The sequence below is a fragment of the Mucilaginibacter sp. P4_G9 genome, from assembly GCF_056400985.1.
In genome coordinates this window covers 15522-27265 of record NZ_JBFUKF010000027.1, presented here as the reverse complement: position 1 = coordinate 27265, position 11744 = coordinate 15522, and the positions used below count along the sequence as shown (strand labels likewise).

The 11744-nt window shown below is 41.7% G+C and carries 12 protein-coding genes; 6 read left to right on the top strand and 6 right to left on the bottom strand.

Annotation, left to right across the window (positions count from 1 at the left end; translation table 11 throughout):
* The 5 genes from AC1DPZ_RS04795 to AC1DPZ_RS04775 all read right to left on the bottom strand — a co-directional run.
* The coding region (locus AC1DPZ_RS04795; protein WP_477401614.1) for a hypothetical protein at positions 1–775 on the bottom strand (775 nt) is incomplete at its 3' end.
* Complete coding sequence (locus AC1DPZ_RS04790; protein ID WP_477401613.1) at positions 776–2059, bottom strand: tetratricopeptide repeat protein; 1284 nt, start codon at positions 2057–2059, stop codon at positions 776–778. It abuts the gene before it with no gap.
* A 90-nt stretch (positions 2060–2149) separates the two neighbouring features.
* On the bottom strand, positions 2150–2632 hold the full coding sequence (locus AC1DPZ_RS04785; RefSeq protein WP_477401611.1) for a gliding motility lipoprotein GldH: 483 nt from the start codon (positions 2630–2632) through the stop codon (positions 2150–2152).
* Position 2633: 1 nt separating this feature from the next.
* Positions 2634–4100: a regulatory iron-sulfur-containing complex subunit RicT gene (ricT, locus tag AC1DPZ_RS04780; RefSeq protein ID WP_477401610.1), complete on the bottom strand. Its 1467-nt coding sequence runs from the start codon at positions 4098–4100 to the stop codon at positions 2634–2636.
* A gap of 2 nt (positions 4101–4102) precedes the next feature.
* Complete coding sequence (locus tag AC1DPZ_RS04775) at positions 4103–5248, bottom strand: DNA polymerase III subunit (protein WP_477401609.1); 1146 nt, start codon at positions 5246–5248, stop codon at positions 4103–4105.
* Between the two features lie 383 nt (positions 5249–5631).
* Here AC1DPZ_RS04775 and ruvX point away from each other — a divergent pair, with 383 nt between their 5' ends.
* Positions 5632–6042, top strand: coding sequence for a Holliday junction resolvase RuvX (gene ruvX, locus AC1DPZ_RS04770; protein ID WP_477401608.1), 411 nt, complete (start codon positions 5632–5634; stop codon positions 6040–6042).
* A gap of 54 nt (positions 6043–6096) precedes the next feature.
* On the opposite strand, the gene AC1DPZ_RS04765 is transcribed toward ruvX, so the two are convergent.
* Positions 6097–7320, bottom strand: a complete 1224-nt coding sequence (locus tag AC1DPZ_RS04765; protein WP_477401606.1) for a 3-deoxy-D-manno-octulosonic acid transferase — start codon at positions 7318–7320, stop codon at positions 6097–6099.
* Between the two features lie 55 nt (positions 7321–7375).
* Here AC1DPZ_RS04765 and AC1DPZ_RS04760 point away from each other — a divergent pair, with 55 nt between their 5' ends.
* The 5 genes from AC1DPZ_RS04760 to AC1DPZ_RS04740 are packed head-to-tail and all read left to right on the top strand — an operon-like array spanning position 7376 to position 11415.
* On the top strand, positions 7376–7546 hold the full coding sequence (locus AC1DPZ_RS04760; RefSeq protein ID WP_477401605.1) for a hypothetical protein: 171 nt from the start codon (positions 7376–7378) through the stop codon (positions 7544–7546).
* Between the two features lie 4 nt (positions 7547–7550).
* Positions 7551–8534: a UDP-glucuronic acid decarboxylase family protein gene (locus tag AC1DPZ_RS04755; protein ID WP_477401603.1), complete on the top strand. Its 984-nt coding sequence runs from the start codon at positions 7551–7553 to the stop codon at positions 8532–8534.
* 47 nt (positions 8535–8581) lie between these two features.
* Positions 8582–9604, top strand: a complete 1023-nt coding sequence (gene galE / locus AC1DPZ_RS04750) for a UDP-glucose 4-epimerase GalE (protein ID WP_477401602.1) — start codon at positions 8582–8584, stop codon at positions 9602–9604.
* 15 nt (positions 9605–9619) lie between these two features.
* Positions 9620–10672, top strand: coding sequence for a dTDP-glucose 4,6-dehydratase (rfbB, locus tag AC1DPZ_RS04745; protein WP_477401600.1), 1053 nt, complete (start codon positions 9620–9622; stop codon positions 10670–10672).
* A gap of 2 nt (positions 10673–10674) precedes the next feature.
* The gene (locus AC1DPZ_RS04740; protein WP_477401599.1) at positions 10675–11415 is read left to right on the top strand and encodes a tyrosine-protein phosphatase; all 741 of its coding nucleotides are present in this window, start codon (positions 10675–10677) and stop codon (positions 11413–11415) included.
* Positions 11416–11744 lie beyond the last annotated feature (329 nt).

Genomic DNA, 11744 nt, shown 5'->3' with positions numbered 1-11744 from the left:
ACCAAATGCTGTTATAGTGCAATATGTCGTACCTGGTTGCGGTTATTACCAAAAAAAAGATAGTACTTATGTATGTACCAATAAAGATGTGGTAAAAGGGGCTTGCTTTTTTAGAATAAAAGCGGATAAGGCCTTTACTATAAAACATAATAGGCACGCTTAACACAGGATATAACAACGTAATAAGGCTGACCACCGGCCCATTTGCCTTTTCATGAAAACATAATCCTGCTATAAACAAGGCAATGCCGCCAAGGTTGTACACAAGGGAAATATACTTTGCTTTGTGTAATTTTTCTTTTCGCTCATCTTCTGTGATGCCCAGGTTATTGTCTGACAAAATTTGGGACAGGCCTTCCTGGTATTCAATCGCATCAAGGTTTGAAAAAGTATTGTTGAGCCATTTTATAAATTCATCTATTTTGCCGAAGTCGCTATACCTTGTTATGTAGAATTTAGGCATTTGGGGCGAAACAGTTTGAAACCGGATGATCTTATCTTCAACCCTGAAGCCCTTGATATCGGTAAATAAAATTTCTTTTGTTTTTAAAAAACTAATTCGAATGATGCTATTGCTGGTAACAATGATGCGGCCTTTAAGTACGCTCACGATAATCATTACCCCAGCTATTCCTATTAACAGAGGAAAAATGAACACGATGGAGCCCTGTTTTTGTGGAACAGTAAAAAGATAGCCGGCTAAGCCAAACATTAATGCGGCCAGGGCCCAATAAAATATTTTATAGCCGGTTGAAACGGTGYATTCGTGATTCATTTACTTGCAAAAATTAGTAATATTCTCAGGGGCCAGTTTATTACCCATGGAAACTGCTTTATTAAAATCAGCACAGGCCCCGGTCTTATCATTCAATAAATGTTTGGCATATCCGCGGTTATTATAAGCATCATCATTTTTAGGCTCCAGGGTTATAACTTTGGTATAATCTTCAATAGCTCCTTTATAATCCTCCAGCGTTCTTTTAACAAGGGCGCGGTTATAGTAAGCGTTGCTATACTGGGGATCAATACTTAACGTCAGGTTGTAATCGTCAATAGCGCTTTTATAATCCTCAAGGTCTAATTTGGTATTGCCGCGCTTAAAATAGCCGTCGGCATCTTTCGGGTTTAAGTTGATGTAGGCTGTATAATCATCAATAGCTTCGCTATAATCATTTATCCCATCGTTAGCAAGACCACGGTTATAGTAAGCCGCCGAATATTTGGGGTCGAGCGCGATAGCTTTGTTGTCATCGTCTTTAGCGCCAATGAAATCGTCCAGGTCCAATTTAGCTAAACCCCGGCCGTTATAGCCATCCGGGTCTTTGGGCTCAAGCATAATATATTTTGTATAATCATCTACTGCGCCCCTATAGTCTTCAAGCGTGCGTTTAATGCCTGCGCGACTATACCAGGCATCGGCATGTTTTGGATTTAGTATAACAGTTTGGTCAAAGTCGGCTATAGCGCCTTTATAATCTTTTAAGGTGTTTTTTAAAAGTCCCCGGTTAAAGTAAGGATAGCTGTCTTTAGGATTTAACACAATGGCTTGTGTATAATCGGCAATGGCACCTTTGTAATCTTCCAGGTGTTTTTTACAGATGCCCCGTTCATTAAACGCATCAGCATCTTTAGGGTTAAGAATTATGGCCTGATTATAGTCGGACAAAGCATTTTTATAATCATCCAGGTGTGCTTTGGCAAGTCCCCGGTTATAAAAAGCAACAGCATCTTTTGGTGATAATGCTATAGCGCTTGAATAATCGGCCAAAGCGTTTTTATAGTCTTTCAAACTATCGTAGGTGCGTCCCCTGTCTATAAAAGCATCTTCATTTTTGGCATCAAGCGTAATACTCTGGTTCAAATCTGCCAGGGCAGCTTTATAGTCTTCGAGGCCATATTGAGCCATTCCCCTTTTGTAATAATAGCCGGCATCTTTAGGATTTTGGGTAATGGCCTTGGTATAATACTTAATTGTGCTCTGGTACTTTGCACTATCGGCATTTATTTGTGCATCGGCAAGCAGTGGAAAAAGCAGTGTGATAAGGAATAATTTTTTCATTAGCTAAAGCAAGGTTATAAGCCACCTAATGTAAAAAATATTACTTTGATTTAAAAAAAGAGGGACAAATTAAATACTGAAAAAAACAATTTATTGCGCTTTTGCTACCCTCAGCCCTACATCGCTCACATTATGCAGTGGGTTATCCCTCATGTTTTGCTCAATCTCGAAATGGTAATTACCCTTAGCCGCGAATTTTACATTGGTTTGAAAAGGCAGCTGATAGCTATATAAATTACCCGATCCTTTACCCAGCCATTCGCCGTCGCGGGTAGCCAGCTTTATTTCGTAGCGGGTTACCTTTACCTGTTTAGCGGGGGAGGTTTGATAAATGAGCACAAACAGGTTGGAGTATTTATAGGCATCTGTAACGCGCAGATTAAAGTAAAGGTTATAAGCAGCCTTTTCATCATCTATCCGGCAATCAAATTTAACCCGGTTAACGTACGACCAATTATGATCTGCAAAGGGCAGGTTTGTATCAATAATCGCAGTAGGGTCGGTACAGCTACCCAGCAGCGCTATCATTAAAAGGCATGCTGCCGGATAAAGTATCTTTATATACCGTTTCATTTTATTGTGGTGTATCCTGCGGTGGTGGATTATTATTGTTACGGTTTTGGTTATTAGGGTTTGGGCGGTTTGGCCTGTTACGCCTGTTGTTATTGCCGCCTTCCTGAGGTGGCTTGTTGCCCTGCGCCTGGGGTTTAGGCCCCGGTTGTTGCGGCTTGTTGCCCTGGTTTTGCGGACGATTACCCTGTTGTTTTGGTGGCCTGTTTCCCTGTTGCGGACGGTTACCTTCCGGGGCCCCTGCTATCTTTTCGGCTACGGGAGCTGCTCCTTGCGGGCGCGGCTGGTTGTTGGGTTTTCCATCGCCGCCAGTGATACCGGGTTTTTGATTTTTATTGCGATTATTATTGTTATTCTTCTTTTGGTTTTTGTTGCGGTTCCGGTCATCGAGGCGGGTCAGGCTATCCTGGCCAACTACGTTTTCGTAATCAAGCGCTTTAACAATCAGCGTTTCTTCTTCTTCCATTTCACCCAGGTCGGCCGGGATAATTCCCTCACGGTTCAGTTGCTGAATTTCTTTAACTTTTGCAATCGGCATAGGTACCCATGATTCCTCGCGGGGGTAGCTAAACCACATAATTTTTTTAAATATGTCGGTTTTTTGCAGGCGGGCATCACCCTTTTCAGTCTTTAAAACGTTTACATTATCGGGGATATGCTTAAGCGCATCCATGTACGTATCCAGCTCGTAATTTAAGCAGCACTTTAATTTACCGCATTGCCCGGCAAGTTTTAAGGTGTTTAAAGAAAGGTTTTGATAACGGGCCGCCGAAGTAGAAACCGTTTTAAAATCGGTTAGCCAGGTTGAACAGCAAAGCTCGCGGCCACATGAACCAATGCCGCCTAAACGGCTTGCTTCCTGCCTCATCCCTATCTGGCGCATTTCTATACGGATGCGGAAGGTTTCGGCCATTTTTTTGATCAGTTCCCTGAAATCGACACGACCTTCGGCAGTATAATAAAAGGTGGCCTTGGTTTTATCGCCCTGGTAATCCACGTCGCTCAGCTTCATGCTCAGGTTAAGGTCCAACGCCAGCTTACGCGATTTATGCATGGTTTCCCATTCCATATCCTTGGCGGCTTTCCATTTATCCACATCCGCTACGGTGGCTTTGCGATAGATTTTTTTAACCACATCGGCCTCCTTAACATGACGTTTGGTCATTTGCATGCGCACCAGTTCGCCGGTGATAGAAACGTGGCCAATATCATAGCCCCCGGTAGTAGCTTCAACGGCTACCAGTTCGCCGGCTTCGAGGTAAATATTATCGTTATTCAGGAAAAACTCCTTACGCGAACCTTTGAATTTTACTTCGATAACCGGAAACGGTTTATAATTGGTTGGCATATCCATGTGGGATAGCCAATCGTAAACATCTAATTTGCTGCAACCATTTGTAAGGCACGAGCCGTTACTTTTGCAGCCCGCAGGGGAGCATCCGCCCCCTGTTGAACAACTTCCACATCCCATAATTAATTTGGCATATATTGACTCCCCGAAGGGATGGTTTTTAAATTCAGTATTTTTATAATCTGTAAAGATACATCTAAAAATAAAATTTTTGGATTTGCATTTCTCTCTACATGGTAATGTGCTTTTTCAAGCTCGGTACATATATCCTGTGCTTTTTCTATATTAAGCACGTTAGTCATTTTTTGGGCTGTTTCCAGTTCTTTGGCCGGTAGGTGCACCAGGTTGCCTGCTCCTGCCATTAGCAGGCAACACTCGCGGATAAAGCTGATGCCATATCGCAAAAAGTTCTTTTGATTCTCCCGTCCCATTTTGGCAAACTGGTCAACAAAAGTTAAAACCTCCAGCCCTTTGTTGCCAAAACATAAGCGAAGCCACTGTACAAACAGGCCATGGTAACTCTTTGTATCCTGCTGCAGCATGGTTAGCGCCTCGGTTAAGTTGCCGTTGGTAAGGTAGGCTATTTCGGCAGCCGCATCCTCGGTTTGGTTATGTTCAGTAATCAGGTATTGCTTCACATCCTGCGAAGGCAGGCAAGGAATTTTTATTAGTTGTGTACGCGATAGTATAGTGTTCAATATCTGGTCCTGGTTTTGGGCCACAAGAATAAAAAGGGTGTTTGGCTGAGGCTCCTCGATGATTTTCAGCAACGCATTCCCCTCTTTTTCTAAATATTCCGGCAGCCAAAGAATCAGGATTTTGTAAACCGATTCAAATGGTTTAAAGCTGAGTTTTTTGATAATCTGGTGGCATTCGGCAATGTTAATGTTGGCCTGTTTGTTTTCGGCATCCAGGTATCCGCGCCAGGTATCCAGATTCATGTAGGGGTTAGCGGTAAATGCATCCCGCCATTGCTCAATAAAAGTAAGCGCGGTATCATCCTTATGTTTGGCGAAAAACGGGTACGAAAAATGCAGATCGGGGTGCATTAGTTTATTGTACTTGCGGCATGATGAACATATGCCGCAGGAGTCATCGGCCTGTTTATCTTCGCAGGACAGGTACTGGGCGTAAGCCACGGCAAGCGCCAGGCTGCCCGATCCTTCGGGGCCCAAAAACAACTGTGCATGGCTAACCCGATTCTCTGTCACCGAGTTAAGCAGCCGTTGTTTGATTGCCTCTTGTCCTACTATTTGCTTAAACTGCATTTGGTGCAAAATAGGAATTAGATTTGAGATGTGAGATATGACGGGGGTAGATTTTAGAGGGGAGATAGGAGATTTGAGACAGAAGCCGCGCTCCCAGCTAATCCGCATGGGCTTTTTTTATTAAGAAAAACGCATTTTTATCCAAAAAAATCTCACGCTTTCATAACTCCATCTTTACATCCCAATGAAATCTCATATCTCACATCTAAAATCTAATGAGAGATTTGAGATAGGAGCCGCACTCSCGGCTAATCCATATTGCCTTTTTGTTAAGAAAAACTCATTTTATCCAAATGCAAAAAAATCTCACTCCTTCATATCTCACATCTCCTATCTTTACACCCAATGAAATCTCTCGTCTCATATCTCACATCTCATATCTAATGAGAATCATGGCTTTTGATTACGGCACCAAGCGCATAGGTATTGCGGTTACCGATCCCTTACAGATCATTGCAACCGGGCTGGATACAGTACACCCTATGCACATTGTAGACTACCTGAAAACCTACTTTAAAACCGAGCAGGTTGAGCGCTTTGTAGTAGGCGAACCAAAACAGATGGACAACACGCCATCTCAATCGGCCATACATGTAAAAGGGTTTGTTGCCCTGCTAAAAAAAACATTTCCCGAAATTCCCGTTGAGATGCTTGATGAGCGTTTTACATCCAAAATGGCTTCGGCGGTAATAGCACAAAGCGGGATGAATAAAAAGGGCCGGCAAAATAAGGAGTTGGTGGATACCATATCGGCCGTGATATTGCTGCAGTCATATATGAGCAAATCGTATTAACAATTAATCAATATTTACGGATAGGCTGTTTTATGCCTTATCCTGCTTTTACATTTATCCAAGTTGCGCCATAATACTATCTGTAGCCCCGGTATGCTCCTTTACATAATTCATGGCCTTTTTACTGGTAATACTATAAAATGATTCATCAGTTGCAAGGGTATCAACAATACCCTTAAGCTGTTCAGCATCATTAATGCAAAATCCGGCCTTTAAAGCGACTAATTCCAGGGCTTCATTAAATTTTTGGTAATTGGGTCCAAATATTACCGGCAAGCCAAAAGCCGCGGCCTCCAATGTGTTATGGATGCCTGCACCAAAACCACCACCAATATAAGCGATATCTCCGTAAGCATATAAGGAAGAGAGCATACCTATATTATCTATAACGAGAGAGTTAAACCGTGAGGGGCTAACAGTGAGTTCCTCTGTTTGAATTAACTCAGAATATTTTATTGCCGTACCTTTAGGTAATAAACTTACCAGGCTATTTACTTTTTCTTCCCCTATTTCATGCGGTGCAAAAATGAATTTCCAGTCAGGATATAAAGCGGGCAGTACGGCCAGCAAGGCTTCATCCCGGGGCCAGGTGCTGCCGGCAATAAATACTTTTTTACCATTAAMAAATTTGGTAATAACAGGTATTTCTTTTTGATGCTGCGCATTGGTCCATACCCTATCAAAACGGGTATCGCCGCTTACCGTTGTGTTAGTAAAGCCGRTGTTTTGCAACAGTTGTTTTGATGCTTCGTCCTGCAAAAAAAACCGGGTTACAAAACCCAATATTTTACGGTGAAGACCGCCGTACCACTTAAAAAAGATTTGTTTAGGCCTAAAAATGCCCGAGATGATGTACAAAGGGACATCGCGCTTATGCAACTCATTAAAATAATGATACCAATATTCATATTTGGTAAAAACAGCCACTTCTGGCTGTATGGCGTTGATAAATTGTACGGCATTCTTTGCTGTATCTAAAGGCAAATAGTACACAAAATCGGCGAGTGGGGTATTCTTCCTGATCTCGTATCCCGATGGTGAAAAAAAACTGATCACGATTTTTTTACCAGGATGTATGGCTCTTATAGCTTCTAAAATGGGTCTCCCCTGTTCAAATTCGCCAAGTGAAGCAAAATGAAACCAAATACTGCTGCTTATATGTATCGGTTGCTGATCCTTTCGCCCCCTTATCCACAGGCTTGCTTTTTTATTAAAAAACGCTGCAATATAGACGGCGACAAAATATAGCCTTAACCCAATATTATATAGTAATATCATTTAAATATGTTCATTATCTTAGCCGGCGTTAAAAGTAGTAACAAAATATTTATTAATGCCCATTCGTGAGCCGGGTCTTGTACCGGTATCGCGTACCCCTGATTTTGATTTTATGAAAGAAAAGTTAAATGCACCTGTTATATTTGACGGGCGTAATTTTCATGACTTTGACGGGAGAAAAAATTATGGAGTTTTTATTATAACAGCATCGTACACAAAGAAATAAGTTAATGACAAACCGTAAACGAATATTAATCACAGGAGCCGCGGGCTTTTTAGGTTCGCATTTATGCGACAGGTTTATCAAGGAAGATTATCATGTAATAGCCATGGATAACCTGATTACCGGAGATCTGAGGAATATATCGCACCTGTTTAAACTGGAGAATTTTGAGTTTTATAACCATGATGTATCCAAATTTGTGTTTGTTCCGGGCGAACTGCATTATATCCTTCACTTTGCTTCACCTGCAAGCCCTATTGATTATTTAAAGATTCCCATCCAAACGTTAAAGGTAGGTTCATTGGGTACCCACAACCTGTTGGGTTTGGCCCGCTCAAAAGGAGCCCGGATGCTAATAGCTTCCACATCCGAAGTATACGGCGATCCGAATGTTAATCCGCAGCCCGAGGAGTACTGGGGTAATGTAAACCCGGTTGGTCCAAGGGGGGTATATGATGAAGCCAAGCGTTTCCAGGAAGCGATAACGATGGCCTATCATACCTTCCACGGGTTAGAGACACGCATCATCCGTATATTTAACACCTATGGTCCGCGAATGCGGCTGAATGACGGGCGTGTAYTACCGGCCTTTATTGGGCAGGCCTTACGGGGCGAATCATTGACGATGTTTGGCGATGGCTCACAAACCCGCTCGTTTTGCTATGTAGATGATTTGGTTGAAGGGATTTACCGGCTGCTGCATAGCGACTATGCCCAGCCGATGAACATAGGTAACCCGGATGAAATAACCATCCGGCAATTTGGGGAGGAGATCATCAAGTTAACAGGTACAGATCAGAAACTGATCAGCCTGCCATTACCAACCGATGATCCCAAACAGCGGCGCCCGGATATTACCAAGGCCAAGGCAATATTAGGCTGGGAGCCCAAAGTTTCGCGGAGCGAGGGCTTAAAGATCACCCTTGATTACTTTAAATCGTTACCCGAAACGGAGATAAACCACAAGGATTTTACATACTATAACAAATAGCAACATAATTTATTTAAAGGCAATAGCTTAAAACATCTATAAAAAAAATGAAAATATTAGTAACCGGAGGCCTTGGTTTTATTGGTTCCCATACCGTTGTTGAATTGGTAAATGCAGGCTACGAACCTGTTATTGTTGACGACCTTTCAAACTCCGACCCCAAAATTTTAGAACAGCTGGCCAAGATCATTGGCTACAAACCTGTTTTTCATAAACTCGACCTTTGTGATGAAGCCGGCGTAAAAGCCCTGGCCATTGCCGAGCCAGATGTTGCAGGGATCATTCATTTTGCAGCTTTTAAGGCAGTAGGCGAATCGGTACAAAAACCGCTTAAATACTACCGCAATAATTTTTATTCGCTCATTAATTTATTGGAAGCCTATTATGGCAAACCATTAAATTTTGTGTTTTCATCAAGCTGTACAGTTTATGGACAGCCGGCACAATTACCGGTTACAGAAGGGGCTCCCGTGCAACCGGCCCAATCGCCTTACGGCAACACAAAACAAATTGCCGAGGAGATATTGAAAGATATGATTGCATCAGGCACAAGCAGCTATAAGGTTGTATCGTTAAGATATTTTAACCCTGTTGGTGCCCATGAAACAGCACTTATAGGCGAACTGCCAATAGGTGTGCCCCAAAACCTGGTTCCATTTATTACCCAAACGGCAATAGGCAAACGCGAGAAAATTACTGTTTTTGGCAATGATTACGATACCCCGGATGGTAGCTGTATTCGCGACTATATACATGTTGTAGATTTAGCCAAAGCTCACGTGGCAGCACTTAGATTATTGGAGAAAGACGAGTATAAAGGCTACGATGTGTTTAATTTAGGGACAGGCCAGGGCAATACCGTATTGGGCGTGATAAAGGCCTTTGAACGCGCAACGGGTGTAAAAGTAAATTACGAAATAGGCCCCCGCCGTGCCGGTGATGTAGAGAAGGTTTGGGGCGATGTAACAAAATCAAGCAAAAAGTTAGGCTGGAAGACGGAGTTGGATATAGAAACAATGATGTCATCTGCCTGGGAGTGGGAAAAATACATATCTCAAAACCCATTATAAACAAATATTCAGCTAATGCAAAAGATCATTATTACGGGAGGGGCTGGTTTTATAGGCTCACATGTGGTGCGCCGCTTTGTTAAAACGTATCGAGGTTATACCATCATTAATTTAGATAAATTAACTTATGCAGGCAACCTCGAAAACTTAAGAGATATTGAAAACGAGCCGAATTACAGGTTTATAAAGGGCGATATTGTTGACCTTGAATTTATAAATAACCTTTTTGATACCGAAAAGCCGGATGCTGTAATACATCTTGCAGCGGAGTCGCATGTAGATAGGTCAATAACCAACCCGCTTGAGTTTGTAATGACAAATGTTGTAGGTACCGTTAACCTGTTGAATGTTGCCCGTGAAAGCTGGAAAGGACATTATGATGAAACCCGTTTTTATCATGTATCAACAGACGAGGTTTATGGTACTTTAGGAGAAGATGGAATGTTTACCGAGGAAACTGCTTATGATCCGCATTCGCCATACTCGGCATCAAAAGCCAGTTCTGATCATTTTGTACGGACTTACCAGGATACATATGGACTAAATGCCGTGATATCAAATTGTTCAAATAACTACGGTTCTTTTCACTTTCCGGAGAAGCTGATTCCGTTGGCAATAAACAATATCAAACAAAATAAGCCCGTTCCTGTATATGGTAAGGGAGAAAACATTCGTGACTGGCTGTGGGTAGAGGATCATGCAAGGGCGATAGACCTTATATTTCATAAGGCTAAAGCCGGAGAGACCTACAACATTGGTGGCCATAACGAGTGGAAAAATATAGACCTGATCAATTTATTGTGTACGATATTGGATAAAAAACTGAATCGCGGGACCGGTGAATCGGCAAAGCTGATCACTTATGTAACAGATAGGGCCGGTCATGATCTGCGTTATGCAATAGATGCGTCAAAATTGAAGAACGAATTGGGTTGGGTGCCCACAATAACTTTTGAAGAAGGGCTGGAAAAAACCGTAGATTGGTATCTTGCCAATGAAGAATGGTTGCAAAATGTTACATCAGGAAATTACCAGCAATATTATAAAGGACAGTACACTAACCGGTAATTATGTTTGGGTTATTTAAAAAGAGAAAAGAGCGCAAGGAAATAACATTCAACTATGAATCAATAATGGTAGATATGCACTCGCATGTTTTACCCGGCATTGATGATGGTGCAAAAACTCCGCAGGATTCAATTATACTTATTCGTAAGATGATGGAACTGGGGATAAAAAAGATTATAGCCACCCCTCATGTTATGATCGATTTTTACAGGAACACACCAGAAACCATCGCGGATTCCCTGGAGATACTAAAAGCGGAATTAAAAAAAGAAAATATAGATATACTTATTGAAACCGCTGCAGAACATTATTTTGATGAAACGTTTGAAGAGCGTGTAAACGATAGAAAATTAATGACAATGGGCGATAATTACGCGCTGTTTGAGTTTTCTTTTATAAATAAACCGCCCAACGTTATACCTGTAATACAAAAAATGAACGATATGGGGTATAAACCCATTTTGGCCCACCCCGAAAGATACCCGTATATGGACCTTGAACAATACAAAAACATACAGGGCTGGGGATGCAGCATGCAATTGAATACCATTTCGTTAACCGGCTACTACGGCAAAGATGTAAAAAGGCAGGCTGAAATGCTTGTAGATAATAACCTGATCGATTTCATATCAAGCGATATGCACCACGAAAAACATGCCATGGCATTAAAGGATGCCCTGCGCACCACTTATATCGAAAAACTTCTTTTTGATACTCCGCTGAAGAATACACTTCTTTTTTAGGATAAAGGAGCAAGGACGTTTGGACGAAGGAGCAAGGACTATCAGACAAAGGATAAAAAGAATAAAGAGCAAAGACACCCGATAAAGGTGTCTTTTTTTATTTTAGGTGTTTTCCATCCGGCTTAATTGAGACTCTGTCATTCTTGAGTCTTTTATCCTTTGTCTGATAGTCCTTCGTCCGAAAGTCCTTGCTCCTTCGTCCTAAAAAAATCCTTCCCCCAAACAGTTGCAATTTCAAAAGATAATATATACTATTGTGTTATGTTGACGCAATGGTGTTATTTGCTGTTAATAAACAAGTTATAACCAATTATTAAAAACAACTTTTT

Excerpts from the sequence above, each read along its gene's own strand:
- AC1DPZ_RS04785 (WP_477401611.1), bottom strand. The coding sequence starts at position 2,632 with ATGAAACGGTATATAAAGATACTTTATCCGGCAGCATGCCTTTTAATG.
- rfbB (WP_477401600.1), top strand. The coding sequence starts at position 9,620 with ATGCAAAAGATCATTATTACGGGAGGGGCTGGTTTTATAGGCTCACAT.
- AC1DPZ_RS04775 (WP_477401609.1), bottom strand. The coding sequence starts at position 5,248 with ATGCAGTTTAAGCAAATAGTAGGACAAGAGGCAATCAAACAACGGCTG.
- AC1DPZ_RS04760 (WP_477401605.1), top strand. The coding sequence starts at position 7,376 with ATGCCCATTCGTGAGCCGGGTCTTGTACCGGTATCGCGTACCCCTGAT.
- ricT (WP_477401610.1), bottom strand. The coding sequence starts at position 4,100 with ATGGGATGTGGAAGTTGTTCAACAGGGGGCGGATGCTCCCCTGCGGGC.
- AC1DPZ_RS04740 (WP_477401599.1), top strand. The coding sequence starts at position 10,675 with ATGTTTGGGTTATTTAAAAAGAGAAAAGAGCGCAAGGAAATAACATTC.
- ruvX (WP_477401608.1), top strand. The coding sequence starts at position 5,632 with ATGAGAATCATGGCTTTTGATTACGGCACCAAGCGCATAGGTATTGCG.
- galE (WP_477401602.1), top strand. The coding sequence starts at position 8,582 with ATGAAAATATTAGTAACCGGAGGCCTTGGTTTTATTGGTTCCCATACC.
- AC1DPZ_RS04790 (WP_477401613.1), bottom strand. The coding sequence starts at position 2,059 with ATGAAAAAATTATTCCTTATCACACTGCTTTTTCCACTGCTTGCCGAT.